Source organism: Streptomyces sp. NPDC059008 (assembly GCF_042749045.1).
In the GTDB taxonomy this organism is placed as follows: Bacteria; Actinomycetota; Actinomycetes; order Streptomycetales; family Streptomycetaceae; genus Streptomyces.
Genome location: NZ_JBHYJC010000013.1, coordinates 57,031 through 73,646, shown reverse-complemented (window position 1 = coordinate 73,646; position 16,616 = coordinate 57,031). Strand labels below are relative to the sequence as shown.

General features: G+C 71.6%; 13 protein-coding genes. 3 read left to right on the top strand and 10 right to left on the bottom strand.

Going from position 1 to position 16,616, the window contains the following annotated elements; translation table 11 throughout:
- Positions 1–220: 220 nt before the first annotated feature.
- Complete coding sequence (locus ACFWZH_RS18040) at positions 221–685, top strand: ATP-binding protein (RefSeq protein WP_384431424.1); 465 nt, start codon at positions 221–223, stop codon at positions 683–685.
- On the opposite strand, the gene ACFWZH_RS18035 is transcribed toward ACFWZH_RS18040, so the two are convergent.
- From ACFWZH_RS18035 to ACFWZH_RS17990, 10 genes are all read right to left on the bottom strand, one after another.
- Entirely contained in the window at positions 645–2,171 is a 1,527-nt protein-coding gene (locus ACFWZH_RS18035; protein ID WP_384431421.1) for an amino acid permease, read from the bottom strand. The two genes, ACFWZH_RS18040 and ACFWZH_RS18035, sit on opposite strands and share 41 nt — an antisense overlap.
- A 200-nt stretch (positions 2,172–2,371) precedes the next feature.
- The gene (argF, locus tag ACFWZH_RS18030; RefSeq protein WP_384431418.1) at positions 2,372–3,376 is read right to left on the bottom strand and encodes an ornithine carbamoyltransferase; all 1,005 of its coding nucleotides are present in this window, start codon (positions 3,374–3,376) and stop codon (positions 2,372–2,374) included.
- A 178-nt stretch (positions 3,377–3,554) separates the two neighbouring features.
- Positions 3,555–4,790 (bottom strand): arginine deiminase, encoded by a 1,236-nt coding sequence (locus ACFWZH_RS18025; protein ID WP_384431415.1) that lies wholly within the window; start codon positions 4,788–4,790, stop codon positions 3,555–3,557.
- Positions 4,791–5,207: 417 nt separating this feature from the next.
- Positions 5,208–8,063: a polynucleotide kinase-phosphatase gene (locus tag ACFWZH_RS18020; protein ID WP_384431412.1), complete on the bottom strand. Its 2,856-nt coding sequence runs from the start codon at positions 8,061–8,063 to the stop codon at positions 5,208–5,210.
- Positions 8,060–9,688: a 3' terminal RNA ribose 2'-O-methyltransferase Hen1 gene (locus tag ACFWZH_RS18015; protein ID WP_384431409.1), complete on the bottom strand. Its 1,629-nt coding sequence runs from the start codon at positions 9,686–9,688 to the stop codon at positions 8,060–8,062. Before ACFWZH_RS18015 ends, ACFWZH_RS18020 begins: the two co-directional genes overlap by 4 nt.
- A 165-nt stretch (positions 9,689–9,853) precedes the next feature.
- Positions 9,854–10,777: an LLM class F420-dependent oxidoreductase gene (locus ACFWZH_RS18010; RefSeq protein ID WP_384431406.1), complete on the bottom strand. Its 924-nt coding sequence runs from the start codon at positions 10,775–10,777 to the stop codon at positions 9,854–9,856.
- A 438-nt stretch (positions 10,778–11,215) separates the two neighbouring features.
- Positions 11,216–11,671, bottom strand: a complete 456-nt coding sequence (locus ACFWZH_RS18005) for a DUF6099 family protein (protein WP_384431403.1) — start codon at positions 11,669–11,671, stop codon at positions 11,216–11,218.
- A 408-nt stretch (positions 11,672–12,079) separates the two neighbouring features.
- Positions 12,080–12,439 carry a nucleotide pyrophosphohydrolase gene (locus ACFWZH_RS18000; protein WP_384431400.1) on the bottom strand — a complete coding sequence of 120 codons (360 nt, stop codon included), beginning with the start codon at positions 12,437–12,439 and terminating at the stop codon, positions 12,080–12,082.
- A complete protein-coding gene (locus ACFWZH_RS17995) occupies positions 12,436–13,860 on the bottom strand; it encodes a biotin transporter BioY (RefSeq protein WP_384431398.1) in 1,425 nt (474 codons plus the stop codon). Before ACFWZH_RS17995 ends, ACFWZH_RS18000 begins: the two co-directional genes overlap by 4 nt.
- Positions 13,861–13,915: 55 nt before the next feature.
- On the bottom strand, positions 13,916–14,305 hold the full coding sequence (locus ACFWZH_RS17990; protein ID WP_384431395.1) for a cell division protein SepF: 390 nt from the start codon (positions 14,303–14,305) through the stop codon (positions 13,916–13,918).
- Positions 14,306–14,525: 220 nt separating this feature from the next.
- On the opposite strand from ACFWZH_RS17990, the gene ACFWZH_RS17985 reads away from it, so the two are divergent.
- Positions 14,526–15,689 carry a magnesium and cobalt transport protein CorA gene (locus ACFWZH_RS17985; RefSeq protein WP_384431392.1) on the top strand — a complete coding sequence of 388 codons (1,164 nt, stop codon included), beginning with the start codon at positions 14,526–14,528 and terminating at the stop codon, positions 15,687–15,689.
- Positions 15,690–15,855: 166 nt separating this feature from the next.
- Complete coding sequence (locus ACFWZH_RS17980) at positions 15,856–16,599, top strand: phosphatase PAP2 family protein (protein WP_384431389.1); 744 nt, start codon at positions 15,856–15,858, stop codon at positions 16,597–16,599.
- Positions 16,600–16,616 lie beyond the last annotated feature (17 nt).

The window sequence follows — 16,616 nt, the reverse complement described above, 5'->3', positions numbered from 1 at the left end:
CCATGGACCGGCCGAAGGTCCCGTCCGCCATGGGCCATAGGTCCCGCCGACTCCGGCCGCTCGCCTCTGCCCCGGGCTTGCCCGCGCTTCCTACGGTGGACGTATCGGATCCGGCCGGCAGGCACCCGGGCGCGGGCCGCGGCCACCCGGCGCGGGCCTTCGGCACCCGATCCGGTCCCAGGTATTCGATCCGGCCTTCCGCGAACGGAACGTACCGCTCATGTTGGCACCGCCCACCCCCACGACCTGGCATATCGCCCTGCCGCGGGGCGCGACCGCGGTCCCCATCGCGCGGGCGATGGTCCGATGCGCCATGCAGGACCTGCAGGCCACGGCCGACCGGACCACCGCTCAGCTGCTGGCCGCCGAGCTGGTCGCCAACGCCCTCAAGCACACCCGCGGCGCCGACCCCGTCGAGCTGGTGGTGGAGCTGGGGGCCGGGGGCTGCCGGGTGGAGGTGCACGACGGGGACGGCAGGCACCTCGACGGGCTCGGGGCGCCTCCCCCGGCTCCGTCCGCTCCCCCTCCCCCGGGCGACGGCAGCGCCGCCCCGGCCTGTGCCCGCGGCCGTGGTCTGCTGCTGGTCCGGTCCCTCAGCTCCGCGTCCGGCTGCCGCCCGACGCCGCGGGGCAAGGCCGTCTGGTTCACCCTTCCCGAGCTGCGGCAGCGGCGCCGGAGCCGCTGACGGCCGGTTCACCGGTCGGCTGCGCGGCCGCCGCGAGCCTGGAGTGGCGCCGCCCGTAGAGCGCGTAGACCAGCGCGCCGACCACCAGGAAGCCGGCGAACTGCAGCCAGGTCGCCGGGCCGGTCCCGTACATCAGGTAGAGGCAGAAGGCGATGCCCAGCAGCGGGCTGGCCGGGAAGAGCGGGACGCGGAAGCGGCGCGGCAGATCGGAGCGGGTGCGGCGGAGCACCATCACACTGAGGTTCACCGCCGCCATGACCGCCAGCGTCCCGATGGTGGTCAGGTTCATCACCACGTCCAACGGGACGACCGCCGCCGGCACGGCGAAGACGGCCGCTACGATCCAGGTGTTGGCGACGGGGGTGGACGTACGGGGCGAGACCCGCTCGAAGACCCGCGGGATCAGGCCGTCCCGGGACATCGACATCAGGATGCGGGTCTGGCCGTACATCACGGCGAGGACGACGGAGGCGATGGCGACGACCGCGCCGAAGGCGATCACCCCGCCGCCGAGCGCCGAGTCGGTGACCCGGTTGACGATCAGCGACAGCGCGGCGGGCCGGCCCGCGACCTGGTCGGAGGAGAGCGCACCGATGGCGGCGAGCGCGACCAGGCAGTAGAGCACGGTGACCACACCGATGCAGACCATGATCGCGACGGGGATGTTGCGGCGCGGGTTCTTCACCTCTTCGCCGGCCGTGGTGATCGCGTCGAAGCCGATGTAGGAGAAGAACGCGAGGGAGGCACCGGAGGTGATGCCCGCGATGCCTTCGGGCGCGAACGGCGAGAGGTGGCCGGCCCGGAAGGCGCTGAAGCCGATCGCGCAGAACAGCACCAGGATCGCGAGCTTCAGCACGGCCATCGCGGCGGTCGCCCGGGCGCTCTCCCGGATGCCGCGGACGAGAAGCAGGGCGGCGAGCAGGATCACGACGACGGCCGGGATGTTGACGATGCCGCCGTCGCCGGGCGGGTTGGCGAGCGCGGCCGGCAGCTGCCAGCCGATCAGGCTGCCCAGCAGCTCGTTGAGGTACTGGCCCCAGCCGACGGCGACCGCCGAGACCGAGACGCCGTATTCGAGCAGCAGGCACCAGCCGACGAGGAAGGCGGTGCGCTCGCCGAGGGTGGCGTAGGCGTAGGAGTACGAGCTGCCGGACACCGGTATCGCACCGCCCAGCTCCGCGAACGAGAAGGCGGTGAACACGCAGGTGACGGCCGCCAGCACAAAGGAGACCAGGACCGCGGGGCCGGCCTCGGCGACGGTGTCGGACAGGCCGACGAAGATGCCGGTGCCGACGATGGCGCCGATGCCGAAGCACACCAGCTGGAAGAGCCCCATGCTGCGCTTGAGGCCGTTGCCTTCGAGGTCCGCGCCCGATTCGGCGACGAGGACGTCGGGGGACTTGATGCGCGGTCCGGACGGACCTGGCGCGCCGGGTGCGGCGCGCAGCGCCTCCTGGAGACGGTGGCGGGAGACGGGCGGGCGCATGCGGGTGGTTCTCTTTCTGGTGGTGCGGTGCGCGCGGCGGGGTGGGCCGCACACAGGAGCGGGGTCCGGACCGGTGGGTCCGAACCCCGCGAGCGGCTCGATGGTAGCCGCTCCATCCGCATGATCGCCCATTCGGACGTATGCCTATGCAACGTGATCTTTCATGCGATGCCACCGCACACGGCGGATACCGCCGCCGCTCAGCGGGCCAGCGTCGCCACCAGCACCGCCTTGATGGTGTGCATCCGGTTCTCCGCCTCGTCGAAGACGACGGAGTGCGCGGACTCGAAGACCTCGTCGGTGACCTCCAGCGACGTAAGGCCGTACCGGGCCTGGATCTCCCGGCCGACCGCCGTACCGAGGTCGTGGTAGGCGGGCAGGCAGTGCAGGAACTTCACGTCCGGCTTGCCGGTGGCGCGCAGCACGTCCATCGTGACCGCGTACGGGGCCAGCAGCGCGATCCGCTCGCCCCACACCTCCTTGGGCTCGCCCATGGAGACCCAGACGTCGGTGGCGACGAAGTCCGCGCCGCGCACGCCCTCGGCGACGTCCTCGGTGAGCGTGATCCGGGCACCGCTGCCCTCGGCGAGCGCCTGCGCCCGGTCGATCACCGACTGCTCGGGCCACAGCTGCCGCGGGGCCACGATCCGCACGTCCATGCCGAGCAGGGCTCCGGTGACGAGGTAGGAGTTGCCCATGTTGTTGCGGGCGTCGCCGAGGTAGGCGAAGGCGGTCTCCTCCAGGGGGCGGCCGCCGCCGTGCTCGACCATGGTGAGCACGTCGGCGAGCATCTGGGTCGGGTGCCAGTCGTCGGTCAGCCCGTTGAAGACCGGTACGCCGGCGTGGGCGGCCAGCTCCTCGACGTCGGACTGCCGGCTGCCGCGGAACTCGATCCCGTCGAACATCCGGCCCAGGACCCGGGCGGTGTCCTTGACCGACTCCTTGTGCCCGATCTGCGAGCCGGACGGGTCGAGGTAGGTGGTCGAGGCACCCTGGTCGGCGGCCGCGACCTCGAAGGAGCAGCGGGTCCTGGTCGAGGTCTTCTCGAAGATCAGGGCGATGTTCCTGCCCTGGAGGCGGGGGACCTCGGTGCCGGCGCGCTTGGCCGCTTTGAGCTCGGCCGCCAGGTCGATCAGTCGGCGGAACTCCTCGGCGCTGAAGTCCAGCTCCTTGAGGAAGTGGCGGCCCCTGAGATCTATCGCCATGGGTGGGCTCCTGGTTCGCGGCGGTGGGACGGGGGTGCGTACGGAAGGCGTACGGTCGCACGACGGGAGGGGCACACGGCCCCACACCCTGGAAGTGTATACGAACAACCGTATCTATATACGGAGCGCCCGGCGTTCCCTCCGGACGCGCGGCCGGTCGCGTCGGCGGGTGCCACGCTCAGGCTGCCCCGGGCACCGCGTCCCTCGCCACCGGGCAGCTCATACAGCGCGGGCCGCCGCGGCCCCGCCCCAGCTCACTGCCCGGGATCGTGATCACCTCGATGCCGCGCTTGCGCAGAAACGTGTTCGTGGTGACGTTCCGCTCGTACGCCACGACCACCCCCGGCTCGACCGCCAGCACATTGCACCCGTCGTCCCACTGCTCGCGCTCCGCGGAGTGCACGTCCTGGGTCGCGGTCAGCACCCGGATGTCCGACAGGCCCAGCGAGGCCGCTATGGCGCGGTGCATATGCTCCGGCGGATGGTCGGTGACCTTCAGGTCCTGGTCGCCCGAGCCCGGCTCGATGGTGTACGAGCGGAGCATGCCGAGCCCCTCGTACTGGGTGAAGGTATCCCCGTCGATCATGGTCATGACGGTGTCGAGGTGCATGAACGCGCGGCGCTTGGGCATGTCGAGCGCCACGATCGTGCGCGCGGAACCGGCCGCGAACAGCCCGCGCGCGAGCAGCTCGACCGCCTGCGGGGTGGTCCGCTCGCTCATCCCGATCAGCACCGCGCCGCTGCCCAGCACCAGGACGTCGCCGCCCTCGATCGTCGACGGGAAGTCCGCCTGCCCCTCCGACCAGACGTGGAAGTTTTCGTCGCGGAAGAGCGGATGGTGGCGGTAGATCGCCTCGTAGTGCACGGTCTCGCGCTGCCGGGCCGGCCAGCGCATCGAGTTGATCGACACCCCGTCGTAGATCCACGCGGAGGTGTCGCGGGTGAAGAGGTGGTTGGGCAGCGGCCCCAGCAGGAAGTCGTCCAGATCCATCACATGGAAGCGGACCGAGGTCGGCTCCGGGTGGCGTTCGAGGAACTCGCGCTTGGTCATGCCGCCGACCAGCGCCTCGACGAGTTCCGGCACCGGCAGCTCGTCGAAGGCGGCACGCAGATGGTCGGTGGCCAGCGGCCCGTACTCCTTCTCGTCGAAGACCCGGTCCAGGACCAGCGTCCGGGCCTCGGGGATCTGCAGGCTCTCGGCCAGCAGGTCCCCGAAGAGGTGCACCTCCACACCCCGGTCGCGGAGCACATCCGCGAACCCGTCGTGCTCGGCCCGCGCCCGGCGCACCCACAGCACGTCGTCGAAGAGCAAGGTGTCCTTGTTGGACGGTGTGAGCCGCTTCAGCTCCAGGTCGGGTCGGTGCAGGATGACCCGGCGCAGCAGCCCGGCCTCGGAGTCAACATGGAATCCCATCCACCCATCTTGGCCGCTTCCGGTGCCCGGGGAAGGGAGTCGGACGATCTCGGCTCGGTCGGGTCCGGGGCGGCGGAGCGGTGGCGGGGCCGCCCCGCGCCCCGGGGTCGAAGCACTGGGCGGGCCCGGGGCACCGGGCGGACCGTCGTAGATCACCAGGTCGGACCACCGCAGGGTCGGCGCTGCCACGACCGCGGCCGCCGAGGTCACCGCGAAGGTGAGCCGGCAGCCCCGCAACCCCCCGATACCCGGGCTCTGCTGACCACCCCTCACAGCGCTCGCCACGGTCACGCCGAGCGCCGTACCGACCCGCCGGGCGACCATCGCGAGAGCCGACGCCGCGACGGGCGGCACGGGCGGCATGACGGAGGAGGCGGAGGGAGGAGCGGCAACCACCCCTCCCCCGCCGCGGCCGGCCTACAGCCTCGGGTCCACCGGCTCCGACTCCAGCGCCAGCACCGCGAAGACCGCCTCATGCACCCGCCACAGCGGTTCGCCCTCCGCCAGTCGTTCGAGCGCCTCCAGGCCGAGCGCGTACTCCCGCAGGGCCAGCGAACGCTTGTGCCCCAGATGGCGTACGCGCAGACGCCTGAGGTTCTCCGGGCGGGTGTACTCCGGACCGTAGATGATCCGCAGGTACTCGCGGCCACGGCACTTGACGCCCGGCTGGACCAGCCGCCCGTCCGCCGTCCTTACCAGCGCCTGCACCGGCTTGACCACCATGCCCTCACCGCCGTCCGCGGTCAGATCCAGCCACCACCGGACACCGGCCGCGATCGACGCCTCGTCCTCGGTGTCGACGAGGATGCGCCGGGTCGTGGCGAGCAGCCCCGGACGGCCCCCCGCACCGTCCCGTGGCGCGGCACCGCCGCGGGAGGCCACCGCGTCCTCGGCCGCGACGATCCGGTCGATCAGCGCCAGCTGCTCGGTGTGCGCTAGCCCCGCGAGGCTGCGCCCCTGCACGGCGAGGATCTGGAACGGCGCGAGCCGGACACCCTCCAGATCGCCGAGCCCGCCGGACGGATCGGCCGCGGCCGCCTCCGTGCCGCCGCCCGCCGCATCCGCCCCGGCCGCCGCCCCCTCCGCTGCGCCTTGCGCCGTCCCCTCCGCTGTCCCTTCCACCGCTCCGACGCGCCAGCAATAGCGCCGGTACGCCTCGGTGAACGCCGCGGCGTCCGCCGCCCGGTCGCGCTGCCGGTCGAGCAGCGGCCCCACCTCGACACCGCGGGCGGCGGCCGCCTCCAGCGCGCCGAGCACGCTCGGGAAGGCCGCGCCGGACGCCGCGCCGACCGCGGCGTACTGCTTGCGCAGCAGGCCCGTCGCCTTCAGGGACCACGGCATCAACTCCGCGTCCAGCAGCAGCCAGTCCGTCTCCAGCTCCGCCCAGAGGCCGGCCTCCTCGACGCACGCCCCGATCCGCCGCAGGATCCGCTCGGTCGTCTCCGGGTCGTCGAAGAACGGCCGGCCGGTGCGCGTGTACAGGGCGCCCGACACGCCCTTCGGAACGCCGATGGGGGTACCTCCCATGCCTTTAGGGCTATGGGGGAGCTCGCCGGCCACCGACTCGTCACGGCACACCAGGACCACCGCGCGCGATCCCATGTGCTTCTCCTCGCACACCACTTCCCGTACGCCGTCCGCCCGGTATCCGGCGAACGCCTCCACCGGGTGCTCCAGGAAGCCCTCGTCACCGGCTCCCTCACGGGTCTGCCCCGTCGAGGTCGCGCAGGGCGCCATCGTCGGCGGGAGGTACGGCAGCAGCCGCGGGTCGACGGCGAAGCGGCTCATGACCTCCAGCGCGGCCGCGGCGTTCTCCTCCCTGACCGCGAGCCGGCCCATGTGACGGGTCTCCACGATCCGCCGGCCGGCCACGTCCTCCAGGTCGAGGGGACGGCCGTCCGCCCCGCCCGGCGCCTCCGTGGCGAGCGGCTTCGCGGGCTCGTACCAGACCCGCTCCGCCGGGACGTCCACCAGCTCACGCTCCGGCCAGCGCAGCGCGGTCATCGCGCCGCCGAAGACACAGCCGGTGTCCAGGCAGATGGTGTTGTTGAGCCAGGTGGCCCGCGGGGTGGGCGTGTGGCCGTAGACGACGGCGGCGCGGCCTCGGTAGTCCTCGGCCCACGGGTAGCGCACCGGCAGGCCGAACTCGTCGGTCTCGCCGGTCGTGTCGCCGTACATCGCGAAGGACCGCACCCGGCCCGACGTCCGGCCGTGGTACTTCTCCGGCAGCCCGGCGTGGCACACCACCAGCCCGCCGCCGTCCAGGACGTAGTGGCTGACCAGGCCGTGGACGAACGCCCCGGCCTCGGCGCGGAAGGCGTCGTCCTCCTCCCCCAGCTGCGCGACGGTCTCGGCGAGCCCGTGGGTGTGCTGGACCTTGCGGCCCTTGAGGTAGCGGCCGAGCTTGTTCTCGTGGTTGCCGGACACGCACAGCGCGTGCCCGGCCCCGACCATGCCCATCACCAGGCGCAGCACTCCGGGGCTGTCCGGTCCGCGGTCGACGAGGTCGCCGACGAAGACGGCCGTCCGGCCCTGCGGGTGCGCCGCGTCCACGGCCCTGCCGAGCTCGTCGCGCACCAGCGCATAGCCGAGCCGGCCGAGCAGCGTCTCCAGTTCGGAACGGCACCCGTGGATGTCGCCGACGATGTCGAACGGGCCGGTCAGATGGCGCAGATCGTTGAACCGCCGCTCCAGGACGACCTCGGCGGACTCCACCTCCGCCTGGCCGCGCAGGACGTGCACCTTGCGGAAGCCCTCACGCTCCAAGTGCCGCAGGGAGCGGCGCAGTTCGCGCTGGTGGCGCTGGATGACACGGCGCGGCAGCCCGGCCCGGTCGGCGCGCGCCGCGTTGCGCTCGGCGCAGACCTGCTCGGGCACGTCCAGCACGATCGCCACCGGCAGCACATCGTGCTCCCGGGCCAGCCGCACCAGCTGCGCCCTCGCCTCGGACTGCACATTGGTGGCGTCGACGACCGTCAGCCGCCCGGCCGCCAGCCGCTTGCCCGCGACGAAGTGCAGTACGTCGAACGCGTCGCCGCTCGCGCTCTGGTCGTTCTCGTCGTCGCTGACCAGCCCCCGGCAGAAGTCCGAGGAGATCACCTCGGTCGGCTTGAAGTGCCGGGCGGCGAAGGTGGACTTACCGGAGCCGGTGGCCCCGATCAGCACCACCAGCGAGAGGTCGGGCACGCCGAGCGTGCGCCGCACCGCCTCCCGGCTGTCACCGTGCCCGTGCGCCTTCCCGTCCTGGTTCTCCGTACGATCCGCGTCCGTCATGCCGCGACCTCCTTCCCACTCACCGAACCACCGTCACCACGCGCACCGCTCCCCGGCGCGCCACCGTCCCGTGCGCCGCCGTTCCGTGCACCACTGCCATGTGCACCACTGCCAGGTGCACCACTGCCACGTACGCCGCTGCTGCGGGCGCCGCTGCCCCCTGCCGCCTTGCCGTCATCGGCGTCGTCGCCGGAGATGCGGAAGTGCGCGAGCTGGGTGGGCGGGCCCACCTCCGGGTCGTCCGGCCCCACCGGGCCGAAGACCACCTCGTAGCCGTGCCGCGCGGCAACCCCCTGCGCCCACTGCCGGAACTCCTCGCGGGTCCACTCGAAGCGATGGTCCGCGTGCCGCACATGACCGGCCGGCAGCGACTCCCAGCGCACGTTGTACTCGACGTTCGGCGTCGTCACGACCACCGTCCGCGGCCTGGCCGACCCGAACACGGCGTACTCCAGGGCCGGCAGTCGCGCGGGATCGACATGCTCGACGACCTCGCTCAGCACCGCCGCGTCGTACCCCTTCAGCCTGCTGTCCGTGTAGGCCAGCGACCCCTGTACGAGCCGCACGCGCCCGGCCTGCCGCTCGGACATCCGGTCCAGCCGCAGCCGGCGGCGCGCCTCGTGCAGCGCCCGCATCGACACGTCCACGCCGACGACCTCGGTGAACTGCCCTTCCTTGAGCAGCGCACCGATCAACTGGCCCTGTCCGCAGCCCAGATCGAGCACCCGTGCCGCCTGATCCCCGCGCAGCACGGCGAGGATCGCCTCCCGCCGCTGGAGGGCGAGCGGCACCGGCTTCTCCTCGGTATCCGCCTCCTCGTCCACCGCGTTGTCCATGTCCTCGGCCGCCACCCCGTCCGACTCGGCCAGCCGCTCCAGCTCCAGCCGCTCCATGGCCTGGCGCGTCAGCGACCAGCGCCGGGCGAGATAGCGTCCGACGATCACCCGCTGCTCCGGGTGGTCCTCCAGCCAGCCCTCGCCGGCCCGCAGCAGCTTGTCGACCTCGTCCGGCGCGACCCAGTAGTGCTTGGCGTCGTCCAGCACCGGCAGCAGCACATACAGATGCCGCAGCGCCTCGGCGACCGTCCGCTCGCCCTCCAGGACGAGCCGGACGTAGCGGGAGTCACCCCACTCCGGGAACGTCTCGTCCAACGGCACCGGCTCGGCCAGCACCGTCCAGCCCAGCGGCCGGAACAGCTTGCGCACCAGCTCCGCACCGCCCCGGGCGGGCAGCACCGGCACCTCGACGCGCAACGGCATGGCCCGCGCCACCAGCTCGGGCCGCGCCGTGCACTGTCCCTTCATCGCGCTCGCGAAGACGCTTCGCAGCGCCACCGCCAGCAACGAGGAGGCCGCGTACGGTCGGTCGTTCACGTACTGCCCGAGCGCCGAGTCCGGAGCGCCGCCGCGGCCCTTCCCCCGGCCCCGTCGGACCAGGGCGATGGGATCGACCTCCAACACCAGCGCGGCCGTGCACCGTTCCGCATCCGCCTCCGGGTAGAGGACGTGTGCGGTGCCGTGCGACGTCGAGAACTGCTGCGACCTGTCCGGATGCTTGTGCAGCAGAAACCCGAGGTCGGTCGCGGGACGGTCGGCGCTGCCGGTGGTGGTTATCGTCAGGAACACACGTCCGAGTATTGCCGCAATCCCTCCCGTTTCCCCACCGGTTTTCCCACAGCACCGCCCACCGCCCCGGCCCCGGCTGGCCCGGCCCGGCCGGCCTCACCAGCCCTGGCCCGACACGCCTCACCTCACCTCACCTCGGCTCACCTCACTTCACTTCATCTCATCTCACCTCACCTGCGACTGGACCTGCTCCGAGATCAGCTCGAGGTGGTCGAGATCATCGAGGTCCAGGATCTGCAGGTAGACGCGGGAGGCACCGACGGCGGCATAGCGCCCGATCTTGTCGACGACCTCGGCGGGTGAGCCCGCCAGGCCGTTGGCCTTCAGTTCGTCCACGTTCCGCCCGATGGCGGCGGCGCGGCGTGCCACCTCGGCGTCGTCCTTGCCGACACAGGCGACGAGGGCGTTGGAGTACACCAGCTCATCCCCTTTCCGCCCGGCGGCTTCGGCGGCCGCCCGCACCCGTCCGAACTGGGCTTCGGTGTCCTTGAGCGAGGCGAAGGGAATGTTGAACTCATCGGCGAACTGCGCCGCAAGGCGCGGGGTGCGCGTCTTACCGTGTCCACCGATCAGCACCGGCACCTTGCCCTGAGCGGGCTTGGGCAGCGCGGGCGAATTCTCCAGCTGGTAGTAGGCCCCGTGGTAGTTGAACTCCCTCCCTGCGCCTGTGGCCCACAGCCCGGTGATGACTTCCAGCTGTTCCTCCATTCGCGCGAACTTCTCCCTGGGGAAGGGGATGCCGTACGCCTTGTGCTCCTCCTCGAACCAGCCCGCGCCGAGGCCGAGTTCGACCCGCCCGCCGGACATCTGGTCGACCTGTGCGACCTGGATGGCCAGGACGCCCGGCAACCGGAAGGTGCCGGCCGTCATGAGCGTGCCGAGCCGGATGCGTCGGGTCTCACGGGCGAGGCCGGCCAGTGTGATCCAGGCGTCCGTCGGGCCGGGCAGCCCGTCGACGTTGCCCATGCTCAGGTAGTGGTCGGATCGGAAGAACGCGTCGAAGCCGAGATCCTCCGTGGCCTTGGCGACCGTCAGAAGGGTGTCGTAGGAAGCCCCCTGCTGGGGCTCGGTGAAGATTCGTAGGTCCATACCTCCATCCTGCACACCGAACGGCAAACCAACCGTTAGGTGTGTCGAGGCATCAAGTCGCGACGTCAGTTCGGGTCAGAGCTGGTCAGGGCCCGGGTGAATTCGGGTCAGCCTCTGTCACGGTGATGGCGTGGGCGGCGCGGCGGCCGTCGACGCGGGGTGGCGCGACATGGCATGGCGCGCGGCACGTTGGGGGCCGGCCCCCAGTACGTAGGGCGGCTGCGAGGGCGCGAAGGCGGCGATCACTGGCATCAGTGGCAGATGAGACGGAAGCGCAAGCAGCCGCGCAGTGGCAGTGGCAGTGGCAGTGGCAGTGGCAGTGGCAGTGGCAGTGAGGACGGTAAGCACGGCGGTGGGCCTGCCGTCACCTGTCGGCGGGCGTGACGTCGCACCGTCGACGTGTTGGGCGTGAGCATTCCTGTCTTGTCCGATCCCCGCTCAGGCCGGGTTCCGGTCGCGCACCTCCAGCTTCTCCAGGATTCCGGCGACGCGATCCCTCGCTTCGTCGACCGTGTCCATCGCCTCGACGCAGGTCCAGTACGCTCCCTCCTCGTCTGCGAGCAACACCACTCCCACCAGCGCCTCGCACACCTCTCGCAAGAGCCGACTCAGGCTCGTCAAGGCGGCTCTGACGTCGCGCACCTCGGTCAGTTGAGCCGCTCGCAAGCCGCCGGTGACCGATGCCGGGCACAGCAGTCCCCCGCTGAACCGCCCGCCCGCGTCGCCCAGACTCTGAGCCCTGGACCGCACTTCGTGCGGCCCGAATATCGCGAGATGGCTTCCTATCGCCTCCGCCAAAGCTTGCGCCTGCCACGCCTCGACGATCACGTCCTGGACCGTCGTCGCCTCCGCCAGACCGCGTCGACCGGCCGCGATGATCCGCACCGCATCCATCCGTTCCCCTCCTTCCCGCTTCATTCGCTTGCACCCTGCACTTCTTCCACTACCCAGAGTGAGGGTGAACGCCCAAAAAAGCCAGGGGAATTCGCAAATCTGTGGACAACCAAGGCGCTGTGGAGAGATCAATCACTCCGGAGAGTGACGACTGGCGGGTACGGACTCTCCGCCCTCCCCTCCCGCCACAGCACTCCCACCTCTCACACGACGGACATAAGTCACGTAAAACACCCGAACGGCCTGAATCGCCGCGCCGGTACGGACCGAACGAGCCCGGAGCCCGCCGGGGTGAAAAGGCGGGGGTGGGAACGGATGCCGCTCCCACCCCCGCCCCGGCCCGGCTCCGGCCCGGCTCCGACCCGGCTCCGACCGGCGCCCCCTACTCCGCCGCGACGACTCCGCTCCCTACTCCTCGCCCTCCCGCGGCCGGTCCGGCCGCGCCCTGCGGACCGCGGGGAACCGCGACTCGTTGCGCTCGATCTTCGCGGCGAGCGCCGCCAGGGCGTCGATCCCCAGCGCCTCGCAGAACTGCAGCAGATACGCCAGCACGTCCGCGACCTCGTCCTCGACCCGGCCGGCCGCCCGCGGATCGGACATCACCTTCGCCGACTCCTCCGGCGTCAACCACTGGAAGATCTCGACGAGTTCCGCCGCCTCGACGCTCAGCGCCGCGGCCAGGTTCTTGGGGGTGTGGTACTGCTGCCAGTCCCGGGCGGCCGCGAATTCGGCCAGCCGTCGCTGCAGCGCATGAAGATCCTCGCTCATGCCCCTAGGTGTAGCACCTGGACACCGGGCAGCCCCTCGGCGACCGACGGATCCCGTACCGTCCCCAGCAACCGGACATGCCCCCGATCCGCCATGCGGACGGCCAACGACACCAGCTCGCGGGCCTGCCTGCGGTCCATGCAGCGGTCCATGCCGTCCGCCATCACCGTCATCTGCTGCTGGGCCGACGGGACCTCCCCGGCCGGGTCCATCGCCAGCACCCCCGGCCCGGTGAGCAGTACCAGCGCCAGCGCCAGAAAACGCAGCTCCCCGTCACCGAGCTGCTCGACGGGCATCTCCCCCAGGGCACCGCGGTCAAGGACGGCCCGTACGCCCGGTGCCCATGCCTCCTGCTCCTTGTGCCGAACGGCCGCCGGTCCACCTCGGCCGGGCACCGACGGGGCGGCGGGCGCCACCTCCATCGCGGCGCCCTCCTGGCGCGGCACGGCACGCAACCCGTCGACGGGCCCCGTACAGGCCTCCCTCACGGCCGCGACCAGCACCGCATGCCGCCGCGCGCACTCGCGGCTCGTACGCTCCAAGACCGCAGGCAGGTTGTCGCAGGACGACCGCAACCGTCCCTCGTCACGCTCCTCCTCCGCGTCCCGGCCCCAGCCACCGGCCTCGCCGCCCCCTCCGTTCCCCCTGCGCCCCCGTGTGCCCCCGCCGGCTTTGGTCGCACACCCTCCCGCGCTCCCCGCCCGGCCGCCCCGGGCCCCGCTTCCCCGCCCCGCGGCGCCGTCCGGACCCCGTCCACCGGAATCGCCGCCCCCGCTCGTCTCGCCCACCCCCGCCCCCCGCATGGCCTCCGGTCGCGGATCGCACACGAACGCCGACCGGAGCGCCACCACGACCTGTTCGGCCGCGGCCAGGACCAGCCGCTGGCCTTCCGTCTTCCCCGCTACGCGCAGCGGCAGCAGCGACGTGCCCAGCCGGTCGTCGGGCAGCGGCGCGCGGGTCACGGGGGTCGCGCCCGCGGTGTGCCAGGCCGCCTGGACGGCGGGGCGGGTGGGGTCGGTGAGCGCGGTGGACAGCAGCGTCTCACCGCCGCCGGTCAACCGCTCGCCGACGATGCGCAGTTCGGGCTCGGCCTGTACGGCGAGATCGAGGCTGACCGGACCGGCCGGGCCGTCGACCGTGCAGCCGATGCGGAACCCGCGCCGCCCCTGTCCGTCGGGGCGCGCCCCCGCCGGCACACAGGCCGACGGGCCGCCCACCACCTCCTGTACGGCACGTGCGAGCGGCTCCCCGCTACCGAGCCGGGCGAGCATCTCGTACGCCTGCAGCACACTGGACTTGCCGCTTCCGCTCTCGCCGCTCAGCAGCGTCAGCGGACCGAGCGGCAGGGTGACGCCGCGATGCGTCTTGAAGGCGGACAGCCGTAACTCGGTGACGGCCGGCCGCACACTGTCGGTATTCATGCGTGGACGCTATGCAGCAGCCCGGCCGGAGAACCGTTACGCCCGACAGCTCTTCCTACGAACGGGGGACGGCCCCCGTAGCGGCCTCGTCGACCTCCGTGCCCACCGGGGCCAGCAGGAAGACATTGGTGTCCACCCGGTGCATCCCGCTGCCGAGCCCGAAGACGACGCCGCTGGAGAAGTCCAGGATGCGCTTGGCGACATCGGTGTCCGCGCTGCTGAGGTCCAGCAGGACCGGGATCTGCGCCATCAAGTACTCGGCGACCTCACGGGCGTCCGCGAAGGTCTGGACGCGGATGACGATGAACCGCCGCATCTCCTCCGCCGGCTCGTCCTCGGGGAGAGCGCGGTGGTCGGGCCAGGAAGGCCATTTACTGCTGCTGCGGAGCGGGACGACCTCGGCGAGCCCTTCCCACTGCTCGTCGGTGGCATCGGGGCCGTTCACCGAATCACCTCACTCAGAGGAGCGCTGGCTATCTGCGGTATCTGCATCGCACAATTCTAGAGATAAACATACAAAGCCTGATGGACGCGACACACACCGCGCCGCGCCCGTTCCATCCTGCACCATGCCCCCTGACCTGTGCTGACATCCTCGGCAGATATCCTGCGTCGAGATTCTGTGTGCCCGTTCATCCCCCCTTGTGACGGAGGTCGGTTCTGTCGTGAGCACTGAACCTCCCGGTCGCCGGCCACGCGGCCTGCGCGGCCTGCGCAAACCCGCGAAGAAGAAGGGGGCCGCCGCGCCCCCGCCCGCCGAGTCCACCGACGGCGCCGAGATCCCCGAGCCGTCGACCGAGAACAACAACAGCAGCATCATCAGCGCCGCCCTGTATCGGGACGGACACCGTGTCAGCACCCACGACACCCTCGCCGACGCCTTCCGGCAGCAGCGCGCCACCGCCGACACCCTGGCCTGGATCGGGCTGCACCGCCCCACTCCGTCCGAACTGGTCACCCTCGCCTCGGAGTTCGACCTCCACCCGCTCGCCGTCGAGGACGCCCTGGAGGCCCATCAGCGCCCCAAACTGGAGCGCTACGGCGGCACCCTCTTCGTCGTACTGCGTGCCGCGCGCTATCTGGACGACCCCGAAGAGGTCGACTTCGGCGAGCTGCACGTCTTCGTCGGCCGCGACTTCGTGATCACCGTCCGGCACGGTGGCGCCCCCGACGTCTCAGCAGTGCGCCGCCGCATGGAGGACACCCCCGAACTCCTCAAGCGCGGCCCCGAAGCCGTGCTCTACGCCATCCTCGACGCGGTCGTCGACGGCTACGCACCCGTCGTCGCCGGCGTCCAGAACGACATCGACGAGATCGAGACCGAGGTCTTCGGCGGCGATCCCCGGGTATCCCGCCGCATCTACGAACTCTCCCGCGAGGTGGTGGAGTTCCAGCGCGCGACCCGCCCCCTCAACACCATGCTGGAGAGCCTCACCGCCGGCTTCGAGAAGTACGCGATCGACGCGGAGCTGCGCCGCTACCTGCGCGACGTGGCCGACCACGTGCTGCACACCACGGAGCGTGTGGACGGGTTCCGGCAGGCCCTGCAGGACATCCTCACCGTCAACGCGACGCTGGTGAACCAACAACAGAACGCCGAGATGCGCGCCCTGGCGGAGGCCGGCTTCGAACAGAACGAGGAGATCAAGAAGATCTCGTCGTGGGCGGCCATCCTGTTCGCACCCACGCTGGTGGGGACGATCTACGGCATGAACTTCGAGAACATGCCGGAGTTGGGGTGGGCGTTCGGGTATCCGTTCGCGATTCTGCTGATGGGCGTGGTGTGCGTGAGTCTGTACTTCGTGTTCAAGCGGAGGGACTGGCTGTAGCGGGGAACCGGGAGGCCTGGTCGACTTCACGTACGTGAGGGGCGCTCAACGCTTCGTCGAGCCTCTCGGGAGCGCGGCATCGCGGTAGCGTCGGGTGATACGGCGTCAACGGCCCCGGGGGGAGCGGAAGGTGCAGCGAAGGTCGACCGGACGCGGTGTTGGGCGGGTGACCGGTCGGCCGGTGCCCGCGGTGCTGCCCCCAGCGCTGCGCGCGTGGCTCGGGCTGATCGCGGTCCTCGCCGCGCTGGTGGTCGTCGTGCTCGGGGTCCGGTATGCCGACGCCGGCGAGCCCGGCAGGGTGGACGCGCGGATCTCGGCGGCGCTGGACGAGGTGGGGCCGCCATGGCGGTACGTCGCCCTGGTGACGGACTTCCTGGGGGAGCCCGTGGGAGCGGCGACGCTGGTCGTGGTCGCCGTGACGGGCTGCCTGCTGCTTCGGCGTCCGCGCGCGGCGGTGCTCGTCGTTGCCGGTGCCGGCCTGGCCGTGGGGGCGGCGACGCTGCTCAAGCACCTGGTAGGACGCACCATCCACGGCGCCGACAACCTGTCCTACCCCAGCGGGCACACCGCCTTCCTCACCGCGCTCGCCCTCATGGTGACGCTGCTCGTGACGGGGCGGTTCGGGCTTGGCCGGACGGCCGGGTTGTTACTCGTGCTCGCCGCGGCGCTGGTCGCCGGCGCCGCCATGGGCTGGGCGCAGGTCGCCCTGGGCGCGCACTACCCGACCGATGTCCTCGGCGGCTGGTGCACCGCGCTGGCGGGGGTCCCGGCGACCGCGTGGCTGGTCGACCGGATGGCCGACCGGATGGCCGATGGGCCGGTCCACGGGCCGGTCCACGGGCCTGTCGATGGACCGGTCGACGCGCCGGTTGATCGAACGGCCGACACCGGGCGGGGAGAGCTTCGCTGACGTTGCGTCAGGGCACG